Here is a 25,090-nt window from a genome sequence, read left to right as displayed (position 1 = left end):
CCGGCCGGACCCGGCGCAGCGGCTGGTACCCGCTCGTGGTCGCCGAGGTCGGGCACCTTCCCGGGGACGCGGTCGCGGTCACCCTGGAGGTGCCCGCGCCGCTGCGCGAGGTCTTCGCGCACCGGCCCGGCGAGCACGTCGTGGTCCGGCACCGCCTTGCCAGCAGGGAACTGCGCCGCAGCTACTCGGTGTGCCCCCCACCCGACGCCCCGGCCGCGCTGCGCCTGGTGATCAGGCGCGGTGCCCCCGACGGCTTCGGCGCCCACGCCGCCACCGCTCTGGTACCCGGGGACGTCCTCGAGCTCTCCCCGCCCACCGGCACGTTCGCTCTGCCCGGCCCACCCGGGGGTCACCACGTCCTGATCGCGGGCGGCTCCGGCATCACGCCGCTCGCCGCCATGGCCGCCACCGCGTTGCGCGAGGACCCCGCCTGCCGGGTCTCCCTGATCCACTCGGTCCCGACGTCCGCCGACGCCCTGCTGGCCGACGAACTCGCCCTTCTCAAGGACGCGTTCGTCGACCGTTTCACCGTCCTTTACGTCCTCACCAGGGAGGAGCGCGGCGCGGGGCTGCCTGGCGGGCGCGTCGACGGTGTGACGCTGCCGCGCCTGCTCACCGCGGTCGGCGCCCGCCCCGGCCCCGGCACCGCGTTCGCCGTGTGCGGCCCGGCCGGCCTGGTCGTCTCCGTGCGCCGGGCGCTCACGGCGTGGGGCGCCGAGGCGGCCCAGATCCGTTCGGAGATGTTCACTCCTGCCGGCACCGGCACCGGCACCGGCACCGGTACCCCGCGGCCGAGCGCGCCGCCTTCCCGGCCGCCGGCCGCCCCGCAGCAGACCCGTGTCACCGCGCTGCTCGGCGGTCACCGCCGTCTGGCGACCGCCGGACCCGGCGATGCCACGCTCCTCGACGCGCTGCTGCGCGCCCACCCCGACGTGCCCTACGCCTGTCGTGAGGGCGTGTGCGGCAGCTGCCGGGCCCGCGTGCTGTCCGGCCGGGTGACGGCGGCACCCCAGCACGCCCTGGACGCCGAGGAGACCGCCGCGGGCTACACGCTCGTGTGCAGGGCCCGGCCGCTCGGCACCGAACTCACCCTCGACTTCGACGCATGACCCGGCGCACGACGTTCGTGCGCGACCCCAGCCCACTCGCCCGAAGGAGAAGACGTTGACCACCACCTTGCGGCACGAGGGCAGAACCGCCCTGGTCACCGGAGGCAGCCGCGGTATCGGCCGGGCCATCAGCCGGCGCCTGGCCCGGGAGGGCGCCCTCGTGGCGGTCCACTACGGGCACGACCGGGCGGCGGCCGACCGAACCGTGAAGGAGATCGAGGCCGACGGCGGCCGGGCCTTCCCCGTCCACGCCGAACTCGGTGTGCCGGGCGACGCCGACGCGCTCTGGGAGGCGTTCGACCGCGCCCTGACCGGTCAGGGCGCGCACCCGGGCGTGGACATCCTCGTCAACAACGCCGGCATCACCCTGCCGCGCCGGATCACGGACGTCACCGAGGCCGACTACGACCGGGTGTTCGCCATCAACACCAGAGCACCGTTCTTCATCGTCCAGCGCGGACTGGACCGGCTGCGCGACGGCGGCAGGATCGTGAACGTCTCCTCGGTGGCCACCCGTTTCGCCTTCCCGGCGATCGTCGCCTACACCATGACCAAGGCCGCCCTGGACTACCTCACGCTGTCCCTCGCGCAGGAACTGGGCCACCGGGGCATCACCGTCAACAGCGTCGCTCCCGGCTACACCGAGACGGAGATCAACCCCACGCTGCGCATCCCGGAGATCCGCCAGAGGTACTCGGACGCCTCCGTGTTCGGCCGGCTCGGCGAGCCCGCGGACATCGCCGACGTCGTGTCCTTCGTGGCGAGCGACGAAGCCCGCTGGGTGACCGGCCAGTGGCTCGACGCCTCCGGCGGCGTGCACCTCGGCGTGTGAGACAGCCCCTCGCCGCACCGCTTTTCCCGCACCGCCCGACCGGTGGCCCCCCGCCCCGGCCGCAGGGCCGCGCTCCCGGCCTGTGGCAGCACTAGGAGATGCCATGAACGACAGCACGTCCGCCCTCGCCCCGCCCGTCGCGGACGACCTCGACCTGTTGACCCAGCCCTTCCCCGGCGCGAGCCCCTACGACGCCTACGTGCACGCGTCCGTCCTGAACACACTCCAGCACCCCCTCACCGAGGCCCCGGACGAGATGGGCTTCCTGGTCACCACCCAGGTGATGGAGCTGTGGTTCACCCTGATCGTCCACGAGTGGCGCACGGCCGGTACGGCCTTCGCCAAGGACGACCTGGACGCGGCGGTGGACGCACTGGTGCGCAGCCGCCGCGCCCTGACCGCCCTCAACGCCGCCTGGGCACCGATCGCCGCCCTGACACCCTCCCAGTTCAACGGTTTCCGCGCCGCGTTCGGCAGGGCTTCCGGCTTCCAGTCGGCGATGTACCGGCACATGGAGTTCCTCCTGGGGGACAAGTCCCCCGGCATGCTCCGCCTGCACCGGGGCGACAAATCGGTCCACGAGGCGCTCGGCGAGACCTACCGCGAACCGTCCCTCTACGACGAGGTGCTGCGCTTCCTGCACCGGCAGGGCCTGCCCGTCCCCGAACACGTCCGGGACCGGGACGTGACCGGCCCGTACACCTCGGACCCGGGCGTGGTCGAGGCATGGCGGCAGATCTATGCCGGCCCGCAGCACCACCCGCTGCTCGCCCTCGGTGAACTGCTCACCGACATCGCCGAACTCGTCACGCGCTGGCGCTCGGACCACGTCATGGTCGTACGCCGTGCCATGGGGACCAAGAGCGGCAGCGCGGGCTCCGCCGGGCTCGCCTGGCTGGAACGGCGCGCGGCCCGCCCGGTCTTCCCCGAACTGTGGGAGGTGCGCGGTGGCCTCTAGGACCATCTCCGCCTTCGCGGCCGAGGAGGAGAAGCGGGTACTGAGCCTCAAGCCGGTGCTGGCACCGGTGCACGGCTCCTACGGGGACCACCCCCACCAGGTCTACGACGCCTGGCCGGCCGACGACCCCGCCGCCCCGCTGGTGATCCTGTTGCACGGCGGATACTGGCGCTACGACCGGATGCACCTGACCCCCTTCGCGGCCTACCTCCGCGAGCAGGGCTTCGACGTCCTGCTGCCGGGTTTCCGCCGGTCCGGTGGCGCCGGCGGCTATCCCGAGACGTTCGACGATGTCGCGCGGATCGTGGACACCCTGCCCCAGGGACGGCCGTACGTCCTGGCGGGGCACTGCTCGGGCGGCCACCTCGCCCTGTGGTGCGCGGCCCGCGGCCTGCTGCCGACCGGTTCGCGCTGGTACACCGCGGACCTGCCCACCGCCGTGCTGGCGCTCGCTCCGATCACGGACCTCACCGCCACCCGCCGGGACGACCTCAGCAACGGCGCCGCTCTGCAACTCCTCGGCGGTGCCGACGCCTTCGAGGAGCGGCTGCCCGCGGTCGACCCCCTCACCCTGCTGCGCGAGGCGGGCAGGACCGGCGTCCCCACCGTGCTGCTGCACGGGGCCGTCGACGAGGAGGTCCCGCTCACCCAGTTCACCGACTACGCGTCCGTACACCGTGACCTGAGGACCGTCGTGCTGCCCGGCACCGGCCACTACACGCTCATCGAACCGGGCGCGCCCGGTGCCCGCGCGGTCGCCGACACCCTGGGGCAGATGTCGGCCGCCTTCGGCGCACGCCGCCCGGCCGACGACAGCCGGAAGACTCCGCAGCCATGACGACCACCGGCACCGGACCACGACAACCGGAAGGCCCGCAACCGTGACGACGACCTCCACCGCACTGGACGAACAGGCCGTGCGACTCGACGCCGACGACGTCCTGGCCCCCCTCCGCGAGCGGTTCCTGCTCCCGGACGGCGTCGTCTACCTCGACGGCAACTCCCTGGGCCCCCTGCCCGCCGCCGTCCCCCAGGCCCTCACCGACGTCGTGTCCCGGCAGTGGGGCACCGACCTCATCCGCTCCTGGAACAGCAACGGCTGGTGGGAGGCGCCCCTGCGGGTGGGTGACGCCGTCGGCAGGCTCCTCGGCGCGGCGCCGGGGCAGACCGTGGCGGGGGACTCCACCAGCGTGCAGTCGTTCACCGCGCTCAGCGCCGCCGCCGCACTGCGCCCCGACCGGACGCTGCTGGTCACCGACCCCGGCCATTTCCCCACCGACCGGTACCTCGCGCAGGCGGTGGCCGACCGCCAGGGCCTCGAAGTACGGCACGTCCCCCCGGCCGGCCTGGCGTCGTTCCTCGCCGCCGAGGGTGATCGCGTCGCCGTGATCAGCTACTCGCCCGTCGACTTCCGCACGGGGGAGCTGTACGACATGGGGTCGCTGACCGAGGCAGCGCACCGCGTCGGCGCGCTGGTCCTGTGGGACCTGTGCCATGCGGCGGGCGCGATCCCGCTGCACCTCGACGCCCTCGGCGTGGACTTCGCCGTCGGCTGCGGTTACAAGTTCCTCAACGGCGGTCCGGGCGCCCCCGCGTACCTGTACGTGGCCCGACGCCACCACGAGGCACTCGACACCCCGCTGCCCGGCTGGAACGGCCATGCCGACCCCTTCGGCCTGAACCGCCACTACACGCCCGCGCCGGGTATCGCCCGCGCCCGCATCGGCACCCCGCCCATCCTGTCCCTGCTGGCCCTCGAGGCCGCGCTCACCGTCTTCGACGGCGTCGACCTGGCCCGGGTCCGCGCCAAGAGCCTCTCCCTGACCGCCTTCTTCCTCCGCTGCACCGCCGAACTCCTGGCCCCCCTCGGCTTCGAACCCGTCACCCCGTCCGACCCCGCCCGCCGCGGCAGCCACGTCGCCCTGCGCCACCCCCACGCCCACGCTCTGACGCGGGTACTGGCGGACCGCGGCGTGATCATCGACATGCGCGCCCCGGACCTGCTGCGCTTCGGCGTGAACGCCCTCTACACGACCCATCAGCACCTGCTCACCGCCGCCACCCACCTGAGCGGCATCGTCCGGGAAGCCGCCTACGACCCGACGCCCCCGCCCTCGGGCCCGGTCACCTGAGACCCGGACGGGCCGTCCGACCGACGAACGGCTGCTGACCGGTCAGCAGGGTGCGTGGTCACTCGGGTCCCGTCCACCGGTCCGCGCCGCCGGCGTCGGCCAGCCGCAGCCGAAGGCGGCCTCCACGAAGCACTGGTGGTAGGCCGCCTGCGCGCCCTGGTGCAGGGCGCGTTCCAGGGCTTCGGGGGTCGGTGCGTCACGCCGGGACCATCCGTCGCGAAGCAGTGAGACGGCGAACCCGGCGACGAACGCGTCCCCGCAGCCCATCGTGTCGGACATGGAACCGGGGTCCGCGGTACGGGCCGGCGCGGCGGCCGTGATCCGGCCGTCGTACGCGATCGCCCCGGCCAGGCCACGGGTGGCCAGCGCCATGCCGGCCCCCCGCTGCACCGCCTCGGCGAGCAGCGCGCGCGTGGCGGCCTCGTCCAGGTGCGAGCACGACAGCAGCGCCAGGTCGACATGGGGGCAGACACGGTCGAGATAGTCGGGTGTGCGGTACTCCTCCTCGTCGGAGAAGTCGAAACTGACCAGTGGGCCGGCCGTGGCGAGCCGGGGGAGTTCGGCCTCGGTGCGGGAGTAGACGCTGGAGTGCACGAGGGTGAACGACGCGGCGTAGGCGAGCAGGGCGGGGGTGAGGGGGAGAGGTGCGCGGACGGCTTCGCCGCCGGCGTCGTAGCCGAGGAAGATCCGGTCACCGTCCCGCACGTGCAGGGTGGAGACCGAGGTCGTGCCGTGGCGCACGAGGCTCCGGTCCACGGTGACGCCCTGGGCGGTGACGGCCGCGCGCAGGGCGCTGCCGAGGTCGTCGTCGCCGAACACCCCGAGGTAGGCGGCGTCCAGACCGAGCCGGCGGGTGTAGACGGCGACGTTGACGCAGTTGCCGCCGGGGTAGTCGGTGCCGCGGTCCACGAAGCGGTCGACGGTGTTGTCGCCGAAGCCGAGGACGTTCATGAGGGACTCCCGAGGTGCGGGCACGATGTGCGAAGGCACCGCGCCCGCCGTGGGCGCGCCGGTGCCAGGGCACCGGCGCGCGGGACGTGGAGGGACGAGGGGTACCGGCCGGGAGGGCTCAGTAGTCCATGACGCGGTAGTAGCGGCGCAGGTCGAGCGAGTGGTCGCGCACCCGCTCCAGGTGCTTGCTGACCCTGTCCATCACGGTGTCCATCACCAGCGGGGCGAGCAGCCCGCGGAACTGCGGGCTGATGCCCTCCAGGGGGTAGTCGCGGGTGTCGAAGACGGTGACGTCCTTGGAGACGCGCTTGGCGAAGGCCTCGGCGCGGTCGGTCAGGGCCCGGGTCTCGTCCTCCCCCTGGAAGACGATGACGCTGGTGCTCTCCTCCAGGAGTTCCAGCGAGCCGTGGAAGAACTCCGCGCTGTGCACCCGGGTGGTGCGCAGCCACTGCATCTCCTCGAGGATGCACATGGAGTACAGGTAGGTGAATCCCCACAGGTTCCCGCCGCCGATGAGGAAGTGGTAGCCGGTGTCCTTGTGGGCCTCGGCGAAGGCCGCCGCCACCGGTTCGGCCTGCCGGGCGACGTCCACCAGGATCCGGGGCAGGCCGGCGAGTTCGTCGGCGAGGCGTTCGTAGCCCTCGAACTCGCCCCGGCGGGAGAGCAGCCGGCCCATGAACAGCAGCAGCTGGACGTCGAACGGCCAGGCCTTGGGCTCGGAGATCAGTGCGGTGTCGACGCTCCGGGCGATGGGGGAGTCGGGGTAGCCGGTGAAGCCGATCGTGTGGGCGCCGCGGGACTTGCAGTAGTCGATGGCGCGGAGGCTGTCGTCGGTGGTGCCGGAGACGGAGGTGAAGACGGCGATGGTGCGTTCACCGAGGCGGGCGTCGCCGGAGACGACGAGTTCGGCGGCGACGGCGGCCCGCACCGGCAGCAGCGAGGAACGCCGGGCGAGGTGCTCGTAGGGCCACATCTGGGCGTACGTGCCGCCCGCGCCCACGAGGAGGACGTTGTCGTAGCCGTCGTCGGCCAGACGGTCGACGGCTTTCTCGATCTGGGGACGCAGCGCCAGCAGGCTCTCCGTCTGGCAGACGAACTCGGCTTCGTTGAACTTGAGCACGGTGATGACTTCCTCAGAGGTTGTTGCGTACCGGCCGGCGTGTGCCGGTGAGCCGGTGTGCGAAGGAGCGCGGACCGGTCAGGTCGCGCGACGCCGGGAGAACAGCACGTTCGCCCCGGCGATGATCAGGCCGCCGACGAAGATCAGCGTTCCCATGACGTTGACCTGCGGGGGCACGCCGGTACGGCTGGCGCTGTACACCCACAGCGGGAAGGTGACCGTACGGCCGGCGTTGAAGCTGGTGATGACGTAGTCGTCGATGGACAGGGCGAAGCAGAGCAGGGCGCCGGAGGCCACGCCGGGCAGCAGCATCGGCAGGGTGACCAGCCGGAACGCCGTCCACGGGCCCGCCCCCAGGTCGCGGGCGGCCTCCTCCAGCGTCGGGTCGTGTCCGGCCATGCGGGCCCGTACGGTGATGGCGACGTAGGGGATGCAGAAGGCCACGTGCGCGATGACGACGGTCCAGTAGCCGCGGGGCACGCCCATGACGATGAACAGCGACAGCAGTGCGGCGCCGAGGGCGATCTCGGGGGCGGCGATGGCGGCGAACATCAGCAGGTCCACCGAGCCCCGGCCGCGGAAGCGGTGACGGCCGAGCGCCAGTCCGATCGGTGTGCCCAGGAGGGTGGCGGCCACGGCGACGACCACGGCGATGGTGAGGCTGTTGACCAGCGCGGAGGTCAGGTTGGGAATGGCGAACAGGTGCCGGTACCAGGTGAGGGTGAAGCCCTGCCAGGTGAAGTTCACCTTGCCGCCGGTGTCGTTGAACCCGAACAGGATCATGACGGCGATCGGCAGCAGCAACCAGGCCAGCACCAGGGCGGTGTACAGAGTCAGGGTGGGGCGGCGCCGGCGTCCGGCGCGGCGTGGATGTGGCGTGGCGGGTGCGCCGGCCGCGGGGGCGACGGTTGTGGTGGTCATCGCGCGGCCGCCTCCAGGACCTCTTCGGTGCCCAGGGCCCGGGCGTAGGTGAACACGGCCAGCAGCAGGGCGCCCATGAGGACGAAGGACAGGGCGGAGGCGCCGGGGTAGTCGAGGTTGGTGAAGTACTCGGTCTGGATGATGTTGCCGATCATCGTGGTGGAGGGACCGCCGAGGATCCCGGCGTTGACGTAGTCGGCACAGGCGGGCACGAACGTCAGCAGTACGCCGGCGAAGACCCCGGGCAGCGACAGCGGCAGCACCACGCGCAGGAACGTCCCCGCCTGGGAGGCGTACAGATCGGTGGAGGCCTCGATCACCGCGGGGTCCACCCGTTCCAGGGCGACGTACACGGGCAGCACCATGAACGGCAGGAAGTTGTAGGTCAGTCCGCCGATCACCGCGTAGGGCGTGGCCAGCAGGTGGAAGTCGGCCGGGAGCAGACCGATGTCCTTCAGCGGTCCGAGCAGGACGCCGTGGTCGGCGAGCACCACGTTCCAGGACTGGGTGCGGATGACGAAGGAGACGAAGAAGGGCAGCAGGAGCAGGAAGAGGAACACCGATTTGTGCCGGCCGGCCCGGAAGGCGATCCAGTAGGCCACCGGGTAGCCGACGACGGCGCAGCCGACGGTCGCCGCGGCGCCGTAGACCAGGGACCGGAGCAGTTGCACGTGGTAGGTGCGGACCACGTCGGCGTACGTGCTGAAGTGGAAGCTCTGGCGGAAGCCGTCGATGAAGTCGCCGGTCTGCAACGACAGCGACACCATCACGATCACGGGGGTGACGAAGAAGGCGGCCAGCCACAGCCAGCCCGGCAGGATCATCAGATAGGGGGCCAGCGCCGCCCCGGGACGGCGACGGCGCCGGGTCAGGCCTGGTAGATCGGTTCGAACAGCGCGTTCCACTGCTTCTCCTCCTCTTGGTCGAGCACCCGCAGACGGCGCAGCTTCGACTGGTCGGCTTCGGTCGGGAAGACCAGGGGGCTGGTGCTCAGGGCGTCGAGCACGGTGCGCCGCCTGCCGGTGGCGGCGGCCGCGTCGCGTGCGACGACGCGCTGCGCGGCGGGAACGGGGCAGACGAACTGCACGGTCTCACTGATCTTCGCGGCGACCTCGGGCCGGTAGGCGTAGTCCATGTAGGCGAGCGCGTCGACGGGATGGACGGCCGTCGACGGGATGCAGAGGTTGTCGGTCCACAGCAGACCGCCCTCCTCGGGGATGACGAACTCCAGGCGCGAGCCGCTCTGATTGGCCTGGAAGACGTCGCCCGAGTACACGAGGGAGGCCGCCAGGTCGCCGCGCTGGAGGGAGGACTGGTAGGTCGAGGTGGAGTAGGAGCGGACCATGCCGGCGTCGCGCTGCTTGCGCAGCCAGGCCGCCGCCTTGCGCCAGTCGGCATGGGTGGAGGTCTCCGGGTCCACGCCGACGGCCAGCAGCGCGATGTTGCCCATCTGGACCGCGTCGTTCCACATGCCGACCCTGCCGCGCAGCTTCGGGTCGAGCAGGTCCTGCCAGCTGGTGATCCTCCGGCCGACCCGGGCCGGGTCGTAGCCGATGCCGGTCATGCCGGACTGCCAGGGCACGGTGTAGACGTTGCCGTGGTCGAAGGGGGAGTTCTTGAAGGCGGCTCCGCCGTACTCCGCGAAGTGGGGCAGGCGGGTGTGGTCGAGCGGGGCGAGGTAGCCGAGTTCGATGTACTTGCCGAGGTAGCTGTCGCCGCCGACGACCATCAGGTCGTAGCCGATGCTCTGTCCGGAGGCGAACTCGGGCTGGATCTTGCCGAACCAGGAGGCGCTGTCGTCGATCAGCTCGTTGTAGGTGACCTCGATGCCGCTCTCGCGGGTGAAGGCGTCGAGGGTGGGGTGCTTGCTCTGGTCGGCGGGATCGACGTCGATGTACTGCGTGTAGTTGACGAAGTCCAGCCTTCCGGAGCGCTTTTTGCCCCTCCAGAAGTCGGTGACGGCGGCGGCGATCTCCGCCTTGCCGGTGGGGACGTGTACGCGGGCGCCGGGGACGCTGCACGCGGCGAGCGGGGCCAGTGCGGCGGCGCCGACCGCGGCGCGCAGCAGGCCGCGCCGGGTGCAGCCGCGCGGGGTCAGTCCGCGCGGCCGGGGCGCGAAGGGTGTGGAGTGCTCGGGCATGGTGCTCCGCCTGTCGTCAGCGCGAGGTGAGGGAAACCGGGTCCGCTGCGGTCGCCGGGGTGGCGGGGGCGGTGGTGAGCAGGTAGGAGTGGTCGGTGGCCCAGGAGAGCCAGACGGTGTCGCCGCGGGACGGGGACGCGCAGGCGCTGCCGTCGTTGGGCTGGAAGACCGTCATCTCCGCTCCGCTGCTGGTGTCCACCGTGTAGCTGGTGGAGGTACCGAGGTAGACCACCTCCCGGACGGTGCCGCGGACGCGGCTGGCGGTGTCGGCCGGCTCGGTGGTCAGCGTGATCTTCTCCGGCCGCACGGTGAGTTCGACGGTCCCACCGGCCACGTGGGAGCCCCGCAGCGGTACCGTGACGCGCTGGCCGCCGCCGAGGTCGAGCACCCCGGTTGCCGCTCCCACCGAGGTCAGGCGCCCGCCGATCAGGTTGGAGGTGCCGATGAACCCGGCGACGAACGCGGTGGCGGGCCGCTCGTAGACCTCCTGCGGCGGGCCGACCTGCTCGACCAGGCCGTGGTTCATCACCGCGATCCGGTCGGACATGGTCAGAGCCTCGGCCTGGTCGTGCGTGACGTAGATGAAGGTGATGCCGACCTCGCGCTGGATGCGCTTGAGTTCCAGTTGCATGCTCTGCCGGAGCTTGAGGTCGAGGGCGCCGAGGGGTTCGTCCAGGAGGAGCGCACGGGGGCGGTTGACCAGGGCGCGGGCGAGCGCGACCCGTTGCTGCTGGCCGCCGGAGAGCTGGCGGGGGTACCGGTCGGCCTTGTCGGCCAGTTCGACGGTGTGCAGCATCTTCTCGACCCGGTCGCGGATCTCGTCCTTGGGCACGCGTTTGCGGCGCAGGCCGAACGCCACGTTGTCGGCGACGCTCAGGTGCGGGAAGAGGGCGTAGGACTGGAACACCATGTTGATGTCGCGCTTGTCGGCGGGCACGCCGACCATGTCGCAGCCGTGCAGGAGGATCTGCCCGCCGGTCGGTTCCTCGAAGCCGGCGATCATCCGCAAGGTGGTGGTCTTGCCGCAGCCGGAGGGGCCGAGGAGGGAGAAGAACTCGCCATCGCCGATGGCGAGATCGACGCCGCGCACGATCGCCGTGTCCCGGATGCCGGCGCCGCCGAAGTCCTTGACCACGTCGACGAGGGTGATGGCGGGGCCAGCGGCTGGTGGTGGCGAGAGGGTGTCGGTTGCCATCCGGGAAACCTCCGGTGTTCGGGGCGTGCGAGCGGGGCGGACGCGGGCAGGACGTACCGTGGCCGGCCCGTGGAGAAGGCGGACGGGGTCGGTCTCGGCGAGAGTTGATAACGTTACCAACGGGGCTGACCTTACCCACGGACAGCCGTCGTCCGTCAATGGTTGAATGGCCTCGAATTTCATCGGCCGGTTCCTCGGCCTCCGCCCAGCCGTCACCCACGAGAGATCGCCCATGCCCAACACCCCACGGCCGCCGCGACGCGTCACCATCCCCGACGTCGCCCGGCACGCCGGCGTGGGACAGGCCACCGCCGCCCGTGTCCTCGGCGGATACGGCTCGTCCAGCGCGGCCACCCGGGAACGGGTGCTGGCCGCCGCCGCCGAACTGGGCTACAGCACCAACGCGGTGGCCCGGAGCATGATCAGCGGACGTACCCACACGCTGGGCGTGGTCGTCGCCGACGTGGAGAACGCCTACTTCGCCCGCGCGGTGCGCGGCGTCACCGACGTCGCGGCCAAGGCCGGCCTGCACGTCATCCTCGCCAACAGCGACGAGAAGGGCGAGACCGAGAAGTCCGCGGTGCAGATGTTCATCGAGCGGCGCGTGGACGGCCTGGTCGTGGCACCCGCCGCGACCGACCACGAGCACCTCGACAAGGCCGTCGCCGCGGGCATCCCCGTGGTCCTCCTGGACCGCGCGCTCAGTGGCGCCACGCTGGACACAGTCGTCGTGGACAACCGCGGTGCCGCCAAGGCGGCGGTCTCCAGGTTCACCGACGCGGGGCACACCCGCATCGCCGTGGTCACCTCGGCGTCCCCCGACGAGAACGCCGCACAGCTAGCACCCGGTGCCGACATCTGGACCACGACCGAACGCCTCACCGGCTACCGGCAGGCCCTGCGCGCCGCCGGCATCCCGCGCGGGGCGGAGCTGATCCGGCACACCGGATACGACCGGACCTGGGCGCGCTCAGCCGTACTGGAGCTGATGAGCTCGCCCGGCCGGCCCACCGCACTGTTCACCACCGACAACGTGGCCACGCTCGGCACCCTCGACGCCCTGCTCGACCTCGACGCCCACATCCCCGGTGATGTCTCGGTCATCGGCTTCGACGACGCCGAATGGGCCACACTCGTCCGGCCGCGGCTGAGCGTCGTCAGCCAGCCGGTGCAGGAACTGGGCGGACTGGCCGCCGACATCCTGGTCCGCCGTATCAACGGCTCCACGGCCCGTCCTCGCCGGCACACCCTGCGCGCTGTGTACGTGCCGCGCGAGTCCACCGGTCCCGTGCCCGCGCGGGTACGGCGCCTGCGGGCGCCGGGGCAGTGACGGGCTCACCGGTCCGGTGCCGACAGAACAGGGGTCCGGCGCGGGCGGCCAGTACGCCTCGATCGCCCCTGCTGGGCACCGTCGTGGCCGCCGGTGACACCAACAGGCGCTTTTCCGCCCGGCGAAGGGATGCGGCTGGGGAACGTGTACGTTCTGGTGGTGCTGATGGCAGCGGCGATGCTGGGGTGGTGCCAGAAGGCCGCGGACGCGTCCCCGGCCGCGGCGTTCGCCGCCGCGCCGCTCACCGACCACACGCTGGAGCGCCAGTGAACACTTCCCTCGACCCGGACCACGCACTCGGCACGGAGGGCTGCGAGTGGATCGCCGAGCCGGCGACCGGCCCGGGCAGCCGTGGCCGCGGACCTCACCGGCTGGCCCGACTATGTCCGATCGTGCCCGTCATCCCCGCCGGATCCAGCCGGGGACCGGCAGCCGGCCCCCGCCGAGGTGGCCCAGAGTCTCATGGAGAGCGCGCAGGAGTTGTTCACTGACGTGATGAACCGGTTCGGGCTCGCCCCGCACCCGTAAGCACCCCGCACGGCCCGGCCCGGGCCGGCCACTTATAGAAAGCAGACTGCACCGTGTTCCAGGAAACCCCCATCTTCAGCCGCCTCGTCGCCGAGCGCGGCGACATCCCCAACCAGGTACGCGGCGAAGCCGACCGTATACACCGCGACCTGGCACGGGTGATGCCCTGGGCATCCGCATCGGATCTGCCCGCCCGCCCCATGCAGGACACCACGAGATGGTGACGGTACGGACGTTGCGTGGTTTCTCCCGCTCGCTCGCCGCCGCGTCCCGCCCGAGTGGAGGCCGGCCCACCCCGGCGCGGGGGAACCGGACCGCCTGTCGTGCCCTCGTACGGATCGGGAACTGGTCGCCCGAGGTGCGCACAGGTCTGGTCTGACCGGGCGGGTCGTGTACGGGAACCAGTAAGTGCCCGTACACGACCGCCGGTTGCAGACCAGCGGCGAAATCGGGGATGACCGTCGAGATCCACGACACGCCACCGCGCAACGCACCGTCCGGCGATAGGGACCCCGCACAGGAGCTGGGCCTGCACCTGGACCTGCCCGCACCCCACCTCCCCACCCTCGAACAGGGCGGCATCCTCGACGCCTGGCCCCGACGACGAACCCTCTCGTACGCCTCCGGTACCGGCCTGACGTCCTCAACGGCTCGGCAGCCGGAACCGGCCACGCCCTCGGCTCCCCACGTCACCTTGATCAGCCGACATCTCGGCCGGACCGACCAGGCCCGGTCGGCGCCGTGAGTGCTGCGCCCCGTGCCGCGTCACATGGCTCGACCTGCCGCGACAGGTCCGAGAACAGACACTGATGCTCCGGCGCCTGGCGGCTACGGGCTCGTGGAGGCACATCCATCAGGGCACGCCGGCCGCCTGAGCGCGAGGCGCGGCCCGCCCCCCCGCCGCCGGTTACCTGCGGCTGGTTGCCTCCGGTGTGGGGTACGCCGGGGTCTGCTCCCGCGACGACGCCGGGCGGCGCGGGCCGGTCCGGGCCGTCTCACGGGAGCCGGGGGTGGCCGTAGGGCTGGGCGCGCGGCTCGGGGGCGCGTCGGCGCCGGCACTCTTGCGGGGGCCCGCGGTGGCGGAATCGGAGGCCGGGGCGGTCGGTTCCGGCGGGGGAGTGGGGCCCGGCGCCGTCGCGGGGGGCGGCGGAGCTAGCGGAACCGTCGGCGTCGCGGGGCCGGACGAGCCGGACAGGTGCAGCGGCAGTGCGACGAGGGCTGCCGCCGCGCACGTCAGGGCCGCCCCGCCGGCGGCGCGCAGCAGTTTGCGGCGGGCCGCCGTGCGGCGGATCGCCTTGTAGCGGCCGGGTGGCGGGCCGAGGCGGTCGGCGGGCGGCCGGAGGATCACCATGAGCGGGTCGTCGGACGCGGACTCCGGGTCGTTGTCAAAGCGAGTGGTCAAGGTTTCTCCTCAGGTGGACGCGGAGCAGTTCCCGGGCCGCGTGCAGGTCGGCCTTGACCGTTCCTTCCTTGCGTCCGGTCAGTGCGGACACCTCCCGGATCGGCATGTCAGCGTAGTAGTGGAGGAGGATCGGGACACGCAGTCGTTCCGGCAGGGACTGCACGAGCAGGCGCACCGAGGGGTCGCTCTGCTCGGTGTGGGGGCTGAGCGAGGCCTCGGTGGTGGCGCGGCGTACGGCCCGGCGTTCGCGTTCGAGCTTGCGCCAGTGGTCGCGGACGATGTTGGCCGCGGTCACGTAGAGGAACCCGCGGGGCTCCTCCACGGACGTCCAGCGGGCCCAGAGCCGGGTGAACGCCTCGGAGGCGATCTCGTGGGCCGTCTCGTCGTCGTCGACGAGGCGGCGGCACCAGCCGGCGAGGCGCGGGTACAGGGCGGCGAACAGTTCGGACGCTGCCTTGTCGCGGGACCGTTTCAACGCTCTCCAGGGTCGGGGTGCCGGGTCGGGCACGGGTGAGGGCCGCGGGCGGGCCGGCGCCCCGCGAGGGGATGACGCCGGGCCGGCGGTGTCGCGTTCGCCGGCCCGGCCGCCGCCGCGGGGTGCCGGTCCGTCACGGACCGGTGGAGCTGACGGTGGCGAAGACGATCACGTTGTCACGGTAGCCGTGGCCGTCACGCGGGCCGCCGCAGGTGATGAGCCGCAGTTCCGGGCGGTCCACGTTCCCGTAGACGTCTTCGGTCGGGAAGTGTGCCTTGGCCACCGTGCGGATGGCGGTGACGGCGAACTCCGCCTGCGTGCCGTTCTCCAGGCGGGCCACGATCCTCTCGCCGGTCCGCAGTCGGTCCAGGTGGCGGAAGACTCCGTCGCCGTAGGAGCCGACTGTGACGTGGCCGAGGATCACCGACGGTCCGCGCTGCCCCGGCGTCGGCGAATTCCGGTACCAGCCCGCCCGGTCGTGTGCGGTGACCGGGGGGACCTGCACGGTGCCGTCCGGTGCCAGGCCGAGGCTGAGCAGCGGGGTGTCGACCCCGATGGCCGGGATGCGGAGCCGGACCGGTGCCGAACGGCGCAGCGGGCGCGGGGCGTCGCCGGTGCCCTGCGGCTTGGCCGACGGGCTTGCCTGCGGGGTGTTTTCGGCGCCCGGGGTGCCGTGGTGCGTGCCCGCCGGGTGGGCGGGCACGGGCCGGTCGGTCCCGACACCGCCGCAACCGGCCAGCAGCGCGGTCAGTGCCGCGCCGCCGAACGCGCGCCTGGAGAGCGGTGTCATGCCCCGGTCGCCCGGCGGCGGACGACGAAGACGGCTCCGCCGGCCAGCACCAGCGCCGCACCGGCGGCGCCGCCGATCAGCCCGTCATGGGAGCCGGAGTCCGCGGCGGGGCTGGTGACGCCGGTGTCGGGCGCCCCCGCGGGCACCTTGCCGACCTGGTCGCGGGCCGGGGCCTGGGTGGGCCCGGTGCGCGGCCTGCGGCCGTTCTTGGTGCTGTCCTGGGCGGGGGCGCTGGGGGTGGGGGTGGCGACCTTGGAAGGGGCCTGGGTGGGCGTGGCGACCTTGGAAGGGGTCTGGGTGGGCGTGGTCCCGTCGGCGAAGGCGGGCACGGTGCCCGCCAGCACGGCGGTGCACGCGAGTGCCGTGGCACTGAGGAGGGTTCGGCGCATCGGATGGCTCTCTCTCGTCGGCCGCCCGCAGGGTCGGGCGGGCGGTTGCCGGAATCGAGCGGAGAGACGAAGCGGGGCGGAACCAGGTTGTAAAGAGCAGGCAAAGTCACGCGGGGACCTCAGCCACGGGGGCCGTTCCCGAGCGGTCGAGAAAATACGCCGACGCCAGTGGCGCACCCTGGCCCCGCGGGTGGCCCGCAGGGCCGGCGGGCGGCCGTACGGACAGCGGCGCACGGCCGGGACCGGGGCGAGGACGGAGGCGTCACGGCGTGACGAAGGGGGCCGCGATGACCCGGACGCCGTCGCGGGGGACCGCGGCGCCGAGGCGGCGCCGCGCGACCGAGGCCGTCGTATCTGCCGGAGGAGCGGCGGAGGGTGGACCAGGACGACACGGGCGTCTCGATCCTTGCCTCCATGCCGGATGACGTCGGGCCGGACGGCACCGTGGGCGCCGGCATCCCGTCGCCTTCCCCTGTCCGGGCGCCCCGGAGCGGCGCACGCACGCGGGCGTGCCGCTGCGCCGCTCACTGGCCGGCGACCGCACGGCAGCGGTGCTCTTCGCCGAGGAGGCGCTGTCCGACCTGCTGACCCATGTGTGGAACACCGGCGCCGACCTCGCCGACAACCTGCCGGCCGCACTGGACCCTATGTACGCGCTTGCCGCCGCCCTCACCCGCCCCGCCGCCCCGCCGCCCGCACGCCCGGACACTCCGCCCGCCCCCGGCGACGCGGGGCCGGGGGAGGGGTCGACGGGGTGGGAGCAGAAAGGCGAGCCGAGCGGGAGACCGCTGGAGTCGGATCCGACGATGCGCGCGCTGAGCTGTCCGATCGAGTGCTCCGCCCTCTCGCCCGAGCGGGCGGCACCATGCCGGGCGATGTCCTCGACCTGGTGGACGGAGCCCTCGCCGCCCGCTCCGGCGACCGGGCGGTCACCACCGTGATCGGCGTGCACCTGCCGGCCCTGCACCGCCACGCGGCCGCCTTCACCGCGGACCGCGCTCCCGAACCGTCCGCTCTTGCCCCGGCCGGCCCCGGCCGCCGCGTGACTGCGCTGGGGTGACCCCGACCCGGCGCCCCGCGCCGCCCTCGGACGGCGCCGCGCCCCAGTGACCGGGGCAAGCCCCCAGGTCGGTCGGAGGCGTCGGTCTGCTCGGGGTGCGCCGTCACATTCGCCAGAAAATAGTAGCCATAAACATAGTAGCCATGTACTGTAACTAGTATGAGCAAAGGTTCACCGGGTCCCACGCCCGGCTTCCTGGTATGGCGGCTTGCCAACAAGTGGCGCGTCGCGGTCGATCGCGCGGTGACTCCGCTGGGCCTCACCCACGCCCAGTACTCACTCGTCGCGTCGCTGCACGGCATGCAGCGCGCCGGCGAGCGGCCCAGTCAGCGCCAACTTGCCGACCACACCGGCCTTGAGGCGTTGTACGTTTCGAAGCTGGCGCGCGCTCTGGAGTCGGCCGGCCTGATCGAGCGCACCCGCGATCCCCGCGACCCGCGCGCCATGCAGCTCGCCCTCACTGAGCAGGGCCGGGCCGTCACGCGGCAGGCCATAGCGGTGGTCCAGGAGCTGCACCGGCAGTTGCTGGAACCGCTCGGCGGCTTCGACGCCCCGCGGACACGCGCGTTCACCGACGAGCTGACCACCCTGCTCGACGCACCTCTCGCACCATCCGTACCGAACGACCGGACAACTGAGGGGACAACACCATGACCACCACTGCATCCGCCCCCACGCCCGCCGCGGACGCCCGCGCCCTCGGCCTGGCCCACTACGCCGCCCGCGGGGCTCTGGAGCACGTCCTGGCCCGGCACGGCATAACGTTCCAGCAGCAGATCGCCCTGCGCGCCGCCGTCACCGCCGATGTCCCGCAGACGCCGGACGGTCTCGTCACCCAGGTCCGGGGCTCCCTCAAAGCCGATCCAGCCGACATCCACGCCACTCTCGACGAGCTGCTGGCCAAGCAACTGCTCGCCGCGGACGGGACGCACCTTCGCCCCACGGACGCAGGGCGCGAGCTGCTCGCGGCCGTCGGCGCGGAGACCGCCCCCGTCTCCGACCGCATCTGGGGCGGGATACCCGCCGAGGACCTGGCCGCCGCCGGCCGCGTCCTCGCCCTGGTCAGGGAGCGCGCCGACGCGGAGCTTGCGGCGCTGACCGCCTGACCGCCGACCATCCGACCGAGCTGATCAGGATCTGTTGCGACCGTGCGGGTCGTAGCCACTCCACACCGCGGCCGCGCAAGCCGGATATCGTACTAGGTCCCCGGCACGGAAGGGCGACGACGCCATGGACAGGTCTGCCTCCAGGAGTGTGGTCCGTGAAAGCCTCGTGCTGGGTGCGGCCCTGCTGTCGGTCGTGTTCTGCGGTACGGCCAGTGCGGCTGCTCCCGGGGACACGAGGGGAGCCGAGGCGACGGTTGCCGTTGCCCGCGCGAGCGGCGAGATCGGCTGTCCCGTTGTGTACTTCGACCTGGGCGAAACCCTCCTGCACACGGCGGACGACGGCACCACCTCCTATCAGCGTGGCGCGGCCTCGTATCTGCGCTCCTTGCGTGAACGCCACATCAGAGTCGGCCTGATCACCAATGTTCCGTCTTCCTGGGGCACGACCGACGCCGAGCGGGCCGCCAAGCTGAAAGCGGAGGTCGACGCGACGTGGCGCGGCCCGGTCCCCTTCGCCTGGGAGGATTTCGGGGACCGGATCCTCACTCCGCGCGCCGAGACCGAGCGCAAGCCGGCTCCGATCCTCTGGCAGCGCGCGAAGGCCGACTCGGGCCGGTGCCGCGTCGTCTACCAGGCGGAAACGGCCGAAGAGGTCATGGTCGCGTCCTCACTGGGCTTCGTGCCGTACCAGGTCGGCCGACCCCACCGTCCCGCCTTCCTGCCGGTGGGGTTGATCGAGCTCTTCGGGGCTCGGGGCGGCGGCGTCATGCCGGGTGGATGAGGCGGCTTTCGTAGGCGAAGACCACGGCCTGTATCCGGTCGCGGAGTTCGAGCTTGTGCAGGATTCGCCCCAGATGGGACTTCACGGTCGCCTCCGCGAGGTACAGGGTGGCCGCGATCTCGCTGTTGGACAGGCCGCAGCCCACCTGGACGAGCACCTCGCGCTCACGGGCGCTGAGCCGGCCCAGCCGCTCGTCGCTGCCGCCGTCGGGGATGTGCGGGCGGAGGTTCTCCAGGAGGCGGCGGGTGATTCGCGGGGTGACCACCGCGTCGCCCGCGGCCACGCTGCGTATCGCGGTGAGCAATTCCTCGGGCCTGGTGTTCTTCAGCAGGAAGCCCGAGGCTCCCGCGTCGAGTCCGGCGAAGGCGTATTCATCCAGGTCGAAGGTGGTGAGGATCAGCACTCTGCTCAGCGGGGAGATCCGGACGACCTGCCGGGTGGCCTCGATCCCGTCGGTCCCGGGCATCCGGACGTCCATGAGGACGACATCGGGGCGCAGTTCACGGGCGAGGCGTACGGCCTGGCCGCCGTCCGCGGCTTCGCCGACCGGTGCCATGTCGGGCTGGGCCTCCAGAACCGTGCTGAAGGCCATACGGAGCAGCGCTTCGTCGTCGGCGATGAGGATGCGGATCGTCATGCGGCCGCCGCCCCGCTGCTGCCGAGGAAGAGGCGGGTGTGGACTCCCCAGCCGCCGCCGCCCGGAAGCGGTCCGGCCTGCACCTTCCCCCCGTAGGCGGCCGAGCGCTCGCGCATGCCGGGGATACCGTGGCCGGATGGTGTGGCGCCGGGAAGCTGCGGGCGGGGGCCGCTGTCGGTGACGTCGACTGTGACGGTCTCGGTTGAGCACCGTATCCGCACCTCCGCCCGGGTGCCGGTGGGTGTGTGCTTGAGGGTGTTGGTCAAGGCTTCCTGTACCAGGCGGTAGACGGTCAGTTGTGCGGTGGCAGGTATGTGGGTGTGGCCGCCCCGGACCTCGACGCGGGTCGGCAGCCCGGCGGCGCACATCTGGTCGGCGAGGGCCTCCAGTTGCGCGATGCCGGGCAACGGGTGGCGCTCCGCGTCCGGTTCGTCGGTGCGCAGGACGCCCAACGAGCGCCGCATGTCGGTCAGGGCCTGCCGGCCCGTCTCGGAGATCTGGAGCATCGCGGTGGTGGCCTTGTCGGGCGACCGGTGCTGCGCGTAGACGGCGGCGTCGGTGAGCGCGACCATGACGGACAGGTTGTGGGTGACGATGTCGTGCATCTCCCGGGTGATACGTGTCCTCTCCTCGGCGACGGCCAGTCGCGCCTGCTGGTCCTGTTGTTGCTCCAGGCGTGCGGCCCGCTCCTCCAGGGCCGCGAGGTAGGCGCGCGTGGTCCGCACGTTCACACCCAGGACGGCGGCGGCGACGACCATCGCGGTCACCGCGACGAAGGGGGCCAGGAATGCGCCTTCCGTCGCCCAGCGCAGGCAGGCCAGCAGGGCCCCGCCCTCCACGATGGCACCGGCGACAAGCGTGCCGCGCCGGCCCGAGTTCGCGGCCGCCGTGTGGAGAGCCACCAACAGGGCGATGTCCGCCGGCAGTGGGATGTCCATCAGCCACTGGACGAAGGCCGCGGCCGCCACGGCGCCGAACGCCGTGAGCGGGGCCCGGCGCCGCCACACCAGGGGCAGCGCAAGGGCGGCGGTGAGGACCACGGCCACCGGGAATTCATGCGGCGCGCGCGTGCTCACGATGTGCAGCAGGAGCAGCGCCGGCAACACCGAGTCCCACACCATGGGCGGCAGCCGGAGGCCCCAGCGCCGGGCGGCTCTCATCAGTCGCGCCGCTCCTGCGGAGGCCAGGCCGGCGTATGTCGTCAGCCCGACGGTTGTCCTCGTCCGCCGCACGCGCTCCCGGTGACGCACCGGGTGGGCATTGCCGGGCTCCGTGGCCGCCTCGGTCATCACACGTCCCTGTCGATTCAACATCATGGTGGCCCGCCCGGGGCCACCACCGCCTACAGCCGGAGCCGGGTCGGATACGACGAGCGCACATCTCTCGCTCCCCGGCGTGTACCGGGGCCCTGTCACCGTAGGCCGCGGGCCCGCGCAGCGCATGAGCCCACCGTCTGACGGCAACACGCCGAGGTACGACCGCAGGAGGAGTCGCGCTACCTTCCGCGGTCGCACAGCGGCCGTTCCCCGGCGTGCTCGATTGCGACTCCGGTCGCACGGGAGAGATGCCTGGATGCGACTGTGGTCGCACGGGGCGCATGCCTCTGATTGCGACTCCGGTTGCATGCGACGGCGACCCGGGGCCGATGTGGCATCGCGTGCCCAGCCCCGAGGATGTCCGGGTGACCGAGATCATCGCGGGGCTGTACATGTCCCCTCTGGAATTTCTAGCCGTGCTGGGTGCCGTCGCGCTGGTGGTGGCGCGCTGGCTTCCCCCTGCTGCCCGCCCACGCGTCACGATCGCGGCGGGGGCGGTTCTCGTGCTGTCCGCGATCGTGCTGAGTGTGGTGGGGATCCGCTGGCAGATGCTGCCGGTACTGGCAGGCGCTGCTGTCGCGTTGCCGTTCGGCCTCTCGCCCGTGCTGCGGCGTCGTGCCGGCCGGCCGGTGTGGCGGGCCCGATGGTGGCTGGCGTTGCCGGGGTCGGTGGCCTGTGTCGGCTTGATCGCTGTGGGTCCGGTGGCGGCTTGGGCCTTTCCTGTACCCGTGTTTCCCGAGCCGTCGGGCCGTTTCCCGGTCGGTACCCGGGTGGTGCAGTGGACCGACCCGCACCGCCCCGAAAGCTTCACCGCCGACCCGCACGACCGGCGCACGGTCGTGGTCCAGCTCTGGTATCCCGCGAAGAAGATCCGAGCGGGCGCGCAGCGGGCCCAGTATCTCGGACGCACGGAGCGCGAGGCGCGCACCGTCTCCGATGCCCTCGCCCGCGAGGTCGGCTTGCCTGGTTTCCTGGTCGACGGCGTTCCGCGTGCCCGCACCCGTTCGGTCTTCGACGCCCCGGTGGCCGGTGGGGGCGGACGGTTCCCCATCGTGCTGTTCTCTCCCGGGTCGGGTGGAGTGCGTACCCAGAACACCGCCTGGGCGGAGGAACTGGCCAGCCACGGCTATGTGGTCGCCGCCCTTGACCACCCGTACGACTCCGCCGCCGTCGTCCTCGCCGACGGCCGAACGATTCACGCCAAGATCGCCTCCAGCGGGGACCGGGCCCGGGACGACGAACTGGCGGTCGGCTGGACCGCTGTTCGGGCCGCCGACCTCAGCTTCGTCCTCACCCAGCTGGACCATCTGGGCCGAGGTGAGATCACCGGTCCGCTGACCGGACGCCTGGACACCGGCCGGGTCGCGGTCACCGGCCATTCCATGGGCGGTGCCGCCGCTTTGCGGGCAGCCCGGCAGGACCGCCGCTTCGACGCCGTCATCGATCTGGACGGCTACCCCCACGGCCCCGCCTCCACCCCTCTGCACCAGCCGACGCTCGCGCTCACCCAGGCCGTCACTCCCGCAACCGACCCGCGTTACCTGCCCCGCCTCACCAAGGTCCTCAGGCTCAACACCACGACGAGCTACCGGCTCACCATTCCCGGCGCCGCGCACCTCACCTTCATGGACGGCCCTCTCTACTTGCCGCCCGTGCCCTCGATAGTCGGCTCCCTGGGCCGCACCCGGAGCCCGCACGTCGTCGCCGCGACCACTCTCGCCTTCCTGGACACCATCCTGCGGCGCGAACCCGGTGACCTGGCCGGCGTTCTGTCGGCCTACGGTGACCTCAGCGTCCACCATCCGGGCAACAGCCGCTGATCAGCCGTGCCGCGGCAGCCGACGGCACGTCCGTTCCCCTTCCCCGGCAGGCGGTGCGGTGCGCGGTGCCGTCCCCGTCGCGGACGGTGGTCCGGGGACGGCTCGGCCTCGGTGCCCGGGCCGACCGACTCGTCGGTATCGGGATGCGGCCGGCAGGCCGACGGTCGGGTCGGGTACCTCGGATGGGGGACACCGGGCGGAGAACGCGCCGTACCGGACCGTGGACTCCTCGTCCCGTCAGTCGCGGCTCGTCACGTCGACCCCGCGGCGACCAGCGTCGCGGTGATGGGTTCGAGCTCGGCGGCCAGCTCGTCCAGCTCGGCGGGAGACAGGGCGTCGTACGGTGGGGCGGCGAGCTCGTCGGTGAGGGCTTCGATGCGTTGCTTGGTCTCGCGGCCGGCGTCGGTGAACCGGCCGTCGGTGTCGACGAGCCCGCGCTCGCGCAAGCCGTCCATGACCGCGGTCAGCTGCTCCTTCGGCAGGTGATGGAGGCGCCCGAACGACTCCGGCGGGTGGATGCCCTGTGCCAGCGCCTCGAGCACGTGCGCCTGTGTGCCGCCGATGCGTGCGCCGACGAGAGCGGCGACGTGCCCGTCACCGCGGTGCTCGCGCAGCATGGTCGCGGAATGCCACAGCCGGGCGACGGGGTCGCTCGGGATGGGAAGGGTGCGCATCCCGGCGTACATCATCCGACCTTCTGTGGGCGCGTTCGTCGCGGCTTCGGTGGTGAGGTCGGCGGCGCGCGCCAGGCCCGGGGAGCCGGCCGGCTCCTCGCCGAGGATCCGCCGTAGGGAGGCCGCGCTGCCCCGCTCCCGAGCGGCGACGGACGCCTCGGGCGGGATCGTCTCCCACGCGCTCGGGATGTGCCGCGCGGCTTCCCCGTCGGCGAAGTTGTAGAAGGCCGCGTGCACGACCTGCGCCGGCACCCGCCCCAGTGGCGCGGCGCGGCTGGCGAAGTAGCCGTCCCAGTAGGTGCGGTGGCCGAGCGCGGCCAGCTCCTCGTTGCACTCGTCGGCGAAGTAGGTGACCAGGCAGATCGGTTCCAGGAGCTCGAACATGCGGCGAGCGGTGTGGGTCATGGCATCCATCATCCTTGCAGTCACGCCCCGCGGAGCAGTACGGGCCGCCGCTGGGTGAGCTCCTGGGTGAGGCCGTCGAACGTCCGACTCTCCGGTAGCTCGATCGAACGCCGTCCCCGTCTTCACCTCACTCGGGCAGTGGGCCGGCGTGGCGGACAACCCCCGACGGCATCGCCATCCTCATCGACGTCGATGAGCGCGTGAACGGTGGTGACGTCCGATTGCCTGGAACACCGCCGCGCGGGCCTGCGCCGTTCTGGAACGGTTCCCCGCCGGAGGCCCCCCGGCTCCTGGCCGGCCGAAGAGTCCGCCGCCTCCCGACGCGCCCAGGGCGCCAACGCTCGGGTCGTCCGGGACCTGTGACCGACCAGTCCCTCATGTCACCGACACCTCCACCCAGTGGCGCCACCCCGGAGCACCACGCCCTGCCCTGCCTGTCCTTCCCGGCCGGAGGCGGCGCTCCCCGCGTGTTCCCGCTCCTCACCCCGAGCAGGAGGCTGTCGTGCACCCCCGCATGCGTCTGATCCCGTTCGGCTACCTGCATCTGCTCACCGGCCCGGCCGGCTCTCCGTCCCACCCGTTCGGAGTCCAGTTCCTCCCGCGTCCCTAGTCCGCGCCGACGTCCGACCCGTCGGTGGGACGGCCCCGGCGAGGACGGCACGGCCCCGGCGCCGTCTCCGGGAACAGTGCCAGCTGACCCCTTGTCAGCGAGTTTCCTCCTGCCTACCTTTGTGCAGCGAGTTCGTGGCCCAGCGGGTCCACCGGCCCGCGTCGGCCCATTGCCTGCTCCTCAGCGCACGACACACCATGGAGGCGTCACATGCCCGTAGCCGTGCCGGATCTTCTTGAAGCCCACGGATTCCGCGACGCGGGTCCGCTGGAGATCGACGACGAGGCGATCGTGTTCGAGGACGACGACCGCGGCGACCGCGAGCACACGGCGTGTCTCGCCGACCCCTGGGTGACCGCCACCACCCGCTTCGCCTGTGACCTGAACTCGTAGTGGCGGCCGTTTCCAT

The 25,090-nt window shown here is 72.3% G+C and carries 27 protein-coding genes; 14 read left to right on the top strand and 13 right to left on the bottom strand.

The window, feature by feature from the left end:
• Positions 1 to 35: 35 nt before the first annotated feature.
• The 5 genes from ABZ117_RS22650 (at position 36) to kynU (ending at position 5,031) form a co-directional block, all read left to right on the top strand.
• Positions 36 to 1,109, top strand: a complete 1,074-nt coding sequence (locus tag ABZ117_RS22650; RefSeq protein ID WP_356823411.1) for a 2Fe-2S iron-sulfur cluster-binding protein — start codon at positions 36 to 38, stop codon at positions 1,107 to 1,109.
• Positions 1,110 to 1,164: 55 nt separating this feature from the next.
• Complete coding sequence (locus ABZ117_RS22645) at positions 1,165 to 1,941, top strand: SDR family oxidoreductase (protein ID WP_356823409.1); 777 nt, start codon at positions 1,165 to 1,167, stop codon at positions 1,939 to 1,941.
• 103 nt (positions 1,942 to 2,044) lie between these two features.
• A complete protein-coding gene (locus ABZ117_RS22640) occupies positions 2,045 to 2,899 on the top strand; it encodes a tryptophan 2,3-dioxygenase family protein (RefSeq protein ID WP_356823407.1) in 855 nt (284 codons plus the stop codon).
• Positions 2,889 to 3,737 carry an alpha/beta fold hydrolase gene (locus ABZ117_RS22635; protein ID WP_356823405.1) on the top strand — a complete coding sequence of 283 codons (849 nt, stop codon included), beginning with the start codon at positions 2,889 to 2,891 and terminating at the stop codon, positions 3,735 to 3,737. Before ABZ117_RS22640 ends, ABZ117_RS22635 begins: the two co-directional genes overlap by 11 nt.
• A 43-nt stretch (positions 3,738 to 3,780) precedes the next feature.
• Positions 3,781 to 5,031: a kynureninase gene (gene kynU, locus ABZ117_RS22630; protein ID WP_356823403.1), complete on the top strand. Its 1,251-nt coding sequence runs from the start codon at positions 3,781 to 3,783 to the stop codon at positions 5,029 to 5,031.
• Between the two features lie 42 nt (positions 5,032 to 5,073).
• Here the strand turns inward: kynU and ABZ117_RS22625 are convergent, their stop codons facing one another.
• The 6 genes from ABZ117_RS22625 to ABZ117_RS22600 form a co-directional block, all read right to left on the bottom strand.
• On the bottom strand, positions 5,074 to 5,982 hold the full coding sequence (locus ABZ117_RS22625) for a PfkB family carbohydrate kinase (protein ID WP_356823401.1): 909 nt from the start codon (positions 5,980 to 5,982) through the stop codon (positions 5,074 to 5,076).
• A gap of 118 nt (positions 5,983 to 6,100) precedes the next feature.
• Positions 6,101 to 7,102 (bottom strand): SIS domain-containing protein, encoded by a 1,002-nt coding sequence (locus tag ABZ117_RS22620; RefSeq protein ID WP_356823399.1) that lies wholly within the window; start codon positions 7,100 to 7,102, stop codon positions 6,101 to 6,103.
• Between the two features lie 78 nt (positions 7,103 to 7,180).
• On the bottom strand, positions 7,181 to 8,023 hold the full coding sequence (locus ABZ117_RS22615; RefSeq protein ID WP_356823397.1) for an ABC transporter permease: 843 nt from the start codon (positions 8,021 to 8,023) through the stop codon (positions 7,181 to 7,183).
• Positions 8,020 to 8,928 (bottom strand): ABC transporter permease, encoded by a 909-nt coding sequence (locus tag ABZ117_RS22610; protein WP_356823396.1) that lies wholly within the window; start codon positions 8,926 to 8,928, stop codon positions 8,020 to 8,022. The genes ABZ117_RS22615 and ABZ117_RS22610 overlap by 4 nt, the downstream gene beginning before the upstream one ends.
• On the bottom strand, positions 8,892 to 10,163 hold the full coding sequence (locus tag ABZ117_RS22605; protein WP_356823394.1) for a spermidine/putrescine ABC transporter substrate-binding protein: 1,272 nt from the start codon (positions 10,161 to 10,163) through the stop codon (positions 8,892 to 8,894). Before ABZ117_RS22605 ends, ABZ117_RS22610 begins: the two co-directional genes overlap by 37 nt.
• Positions 10,164 to 10,179: 16 nt before the next feature.
• Positions 10,180 to 11,358: an ABC transporter ATP-binding protein gene (locus ABZ117_RS22600; protein ID WP_356823392.1), complete on the bottom strand. Its 1,179-nt coding sequence runs from the start codon at positions 11,356 to 11,358 to the stop codon at positions 10,180 to 10,182.
• A gap of 232 nt (positions 11,359 to 11,590) precedes the next feature.
• On the opposite strand from ABZ117_RS22600, the gene ABZ117_RS22595 reads away from it, so the two are divergent.
• The 3 genes from ABZ117_RS22595 (at position 11,591) to ABZ117_RS22585 (ending at position 13,961) form a co-directional block, all read left to right on the top strand.
• A complete protein-coding gene (locus ABZ117_RS22595; RefSeq protein ID WP_356823390.1) occupies positions 11,591 to 12,688 on the top strand; it encodes a LacI family DNA-binding transcriptional regulator in 1,098 nt (365 codons plus the stop codon).
• Between the two features lie 581 nt (positions 12,689 to 13,269).
• Positions 13,270 to 13,440, top strand: coding sequence for a hypothetical protein (locus ABZ117_RS22590; RefSeq protein ID WP_356823389.1), 171 nt, complete (start codon positions 13,270 to 13,272; stop codon positions 13,438 to 13,440).
• Between the two features lie 230 nt (positions 13,441 to 13,670).
• Entirely contained in the window at positions 13,671 to 13,961 is a 291-nt protein-coding gene (locus ABZ117_RS22585) for a hypothetical protein (RefSeq protein ID WP_356823387.1), read from the top strand.
• 162 nt (positions 13,962 to 14,123) lie between these two features.
• On the opposite strand, the gene ABZ117_RS22580 is transcribed toward ABZ117_RS22585, so the two are convergent.
• The 4 genes from ABZ117_RS22580 to ABZ117_RS22565 form a co-directional block, all read right to left on the bottom strand.
• Positions 14,124 to 14,618 (bottom strand): hypothetical protein, encoded by a 495-nt coding sequence (locus ABZ117_RS22580; protein WP_356823385.1) that lies wholly within the window; start codon positions 14,616 to 14,618, stop codon positions 14,124 to 14,126.
• A complete protein-coding gene (locus ABZ117_RS22575; RefSeq protein ID WP_356823383.1) occupies positions 14,602 to 15,093 on the bottom strand; it encodes an RNA polymerase sigma factor in 492 nt (163 codons plus the stop codon). Before ABZ117_RS22575 ends, ABZ117_RS22580 begins: the two co-directional genes overlap by 17 nt.
• 133 nt (positions 15,094 to 15,226) lie before the next feature.
• A complete protein-coding gene (locus tag ABZ117_RS22570) occupies positions 15,227 to 15,883 on the bottom strand; it encodes a class F sortase (RefSeq protein WP_356823381.1) in 657 nt (218 codons plus the stop codon).
• A complete protein-coding gene (locus ABZ117_RS22565) occupies positions 15,880 to 16,272 on the bottom strand; it encodes a sortase-dependent protein (RefSeq protein ID WP_356823379.1) in 393 nt (130 codons plus the stop codon). Before ABZ117_RS22565 ends, ABZ117_RS22570 begins: the two co-directional genes overlap by 4 nt.
• Before the next feature lie 509 nt (positions 16,273 to 16,781).
• On the opposite strand from ABZ117_RS22565, the gene ABZ117_RS22560 reads away from it, so the two are divergent.
• The 4 genes from ABZ117_RS22560 to ABZ117_RS22545 all read left to right on the top strand — a co-directional run bounded on the left by ABZ117_RS22560 (position 16,782) and on the right by ABZ117_RS22545 (position 19,219).
• Positions 16,782 to 17,213: a hypothetical protein gene (locus tag ABZ117_RS22560; RefSeq protein WP_356823377.1), complete on the top strand. Its 432-nt coding sequence runs from the start codon at positions 16,782 to 16,784 to the stop codon at positions 17,211 to 17,213.
• Between the two features lie 278 nt (positions 17,214 to 17,491).
• Positions 17,492 to 17,986: a MarR family transcriptional regulator gene (locus ABZ117_RS22555; protein ID WP_356823376.1), complete on the top strand. Its 495-nt coding sequence runs from the start codon at positions 17,492 to 17,494 to the stop codon at positions 17,984 to 17,986.
• Positions 17,983 to 18,438, top strand: coding sequence for a MarR family transcriptional regulator (locus ABZ117_RS22550; protein WP_356823375.1), 456 nt, complete (start codon positions 17,983 to 17,985; stop codon positions 18,436 to 18,438). The genes ABZ117_RS22555 and ABZ117_RS22550 overlap by 4 nt, the downstream gene beginning before the upstream one ends.
• Before the next feature lie 124 nt (positions 18,439 to 18,562).
• Positions 18,563 to 19,219: a hypothetical protein gene (locus ABZ117_RS22545; RefSeq protein ID WP_356823373.1), complete on the top strand. Its 657-nt coding sequence runs from the start codon at positions 18,563 to 18,565 to the stop codon at positions 19,217 to 19,219.
• Here the strand turns inward: ABZ117_RS22545 and ABZ117_RS22540 are convergent.
• Complete coding sequence (locus tag ABZ117_RS22540) at positions 19,203 to 19,856, bottom strand: response regulator transcription factor (RefSeq protein WP_356823371.1); 654 nt, start codon at positions 19,854 to 19,856, stop codon at positions 19,203 to 19,205. The two genes, ABZ117_RS22545 and ABZ117_RS22540, sit on opposite strands and share 17 nt — an antisense overlap.
• A complete protein-coding gene (locus tag ABZ117_RS22535; RefSeq protein ID WP_356823369.1) occupies positions 19,853 to 21,016 on the bottom strand; it encodes a histidine kinase in 1,164 nt (387 codons plus the stop codon). Before ABZ117_RS22535 ends, ABZ117_RS22540 begins: the two co-directional genes overlap by 4 nt.
• 485 nt (positions 21,017 to 21,501) lie before the next feature.
• Between ABZ117_RS22535 and ABZ117_RS22530 the strand changes: the two genes are divergently transcribed.
• The gene (locus ABZ117_RS22530) at positions 21,502 to 22,992 is read left to right on the top strand and encodes a hypothetical protein (RefSeq protein ID WP_356823368.1); all 1,491 of its coding nucleotides are present in this window, start codon (positions 21,502 to 21,504) and stop codon (positions 22,990 to 22,992) included.
• Between the two features lie 251 nt (positions 22,993 to 23,243).
• On the opposite strand, the gene ABZ117_RS22525 is transcribed toward ABZ117_RS22530, so the two are convergent.
• The gene (locus ABZ117_RS22525) at positions 23,244 to 24,071 is read right to left on the bottom strand and encodes a MarR family transcriptional regulator (protein WP_356823367.1); all 828 of its coding nucleotides are present in this window, start codon (positions 24,069 to 24,071) and stop codon (positions 23,244 to 23,246) included.
• Positions 24,072 to 24,891: 820 nt separating this feature from the next.
• Here ABZ117_RS22525 and ABZ117_RS22520 point away from each other — a divergent pair.
• Positions 24,892 to 25,074 (top strand): SflA family class IV lanthipeptide, encoded by a 183-nt coding sequence (locus ABZ117_RS22520; RefSeq protein ID WP_356823365.1) that lies wholly within the window; start codon positions 24,892 to 24,894, stop codon positions 25,072 to 25,074.
• The last annotated feature ends 16 nt before the right edge of the window (positions 25,075 to 25,090 follow it).

Source organism: Streptomyces sp. NPDC006309 (assembly GCF_040613095.1).
Lineage (GTDB): Bacteria > Actinomycetota > Actinomycetes > Streptomycetales > Streptomycetaceae > Streptomyces.
This window is presented reverse-complemented; position numbering and strand designations above follow the sequence as displayed.

Excerpts from the sequence above, each read along its gene's own strand:
- ABZ117_RS22585 (WP_356823387.1), top strand. The coding sequence starts at position 13,671 with ATGACCGTCGAGATCCACGACACGCCACCGCGCAACGCACCGTCCGGC.
- ABZ117_RS22570 (WP_356823381.1), bottom strand. The coding sequence starts at position 15,883 with ATGACACCGCTCTCCAGGCGCGCGTTCGGCGGCGCGGCACTGACCGCG.
- ABZ117_RS22530 (WP_356823368.1), top strand. The coding sequence starts at position 21,502 with ATGTGGCATCGCGTGCCCAGCCCCGAGGATGTCCGGGTGACCGAGATC.
- ABZ117_RS22595 (WP_356823390.1), top strand. The coding sequence starts at position 11,591 with ATGCCCAACACCCCACGGCCGCCGCGACGCGTCACCATCCCCGACGTC.
- ABZ117_RS22525 (WP_356823367.1), bottom strand. The coding sequence starts at position 24,071 with ATGACCCACACCGCTCGCCGCATGTTCGAGCTCCTGGAACCGATCTGC.
- ABZ117_RS22545 (WP_356823373.1), top strand. The coding sequence starts at position 18,563 with ATGGACAGGTCTGCCTCCAGGAGTGTGGTCCGTGAAAGCCTCGTGCTG.
- ABZ117_RS22600 (WP_356823392.1), bottom strand. The coding sequence starts at position 11,358 with ATGGCAACCGACACCCTCTCGCCACCACCAGCCGCTGGCCCCGCCATC.
- ABZ117_RS22550 (WP_356823375.1), top strand. The coding sequence starts at position 17,983 with ATGACCACCACTGCATCCGCCCCCACGCCCGCCGCGGACGCCCGCGCC.
- ABZ117_RS22520 (WP_356823365.1), top strand. The coding sequence starts at position 24,892 with ATGCCCGTAGCCGTGCCGGATCTTCTTGAAGCCCACGGATTCCGCGAC.
- ABZ117_RS22555 (WP_356823376.1), top strand. The coding sequence starts at position 17,492 with ATGAGCAAAGGTTCACCGGGTCCCACGCCCGGCTTCCTGGTATGGCGG.
- ABZ117_RS22640 (WP_356823407.1), top strand. The coding sequence starts at position 2,045 with ATGAACGACAGCACGTCCGCCCTCGCCCCGCCCGTCGCGGACGACCTC.
- ABZ117_RS22565 (WP_356823379.1), bottom strand. The coding sequence starts at position 16,272 with ATGCGCCGAACCCTCCTCAGTGCCACGGCACTCGCGTGCACCGCCGTG.
- ABZ117_RS22535 (WP_356823369.1), bottom strand. The coding sequence starts at position 21,016 with ATGAGAGCCGCCCGGCGCTGGGGCCTCCGGCTGCCGCCCATGGTGTGG.
- ABZ117_RS22540 (WP_356823371.1), bottom strand. The coding sequence starts at position 19,856 with ATGACGATCCGCATCCTCATCGCCGACGACGAAGCGCTGCTCCGTATG.
- ABZ117_RS22605 (WP_356823394.1), bottom strand. The coding sequence starts at position 10,163 with ATGCCCGAGCACTCCACACCCTTCGCGCCCCGGCCGCGCGGACTGACC.
- ABZ117_RS22615 (WP_356823397.1), bottom strand. The coding sequence starts at position 8,023 with ATGACCACCACAACCGTCGCCCCCGCGGCCGGCGCACCCGCCACGCCA.
- ABZ117_RS22625 (WP_356823401.1), bottom strand. The coding sequence starts at position 5,982 with ATGAACGTCCTCGGCTTCGGCGACAACACCGTCGACCGCTTCGTGGAC.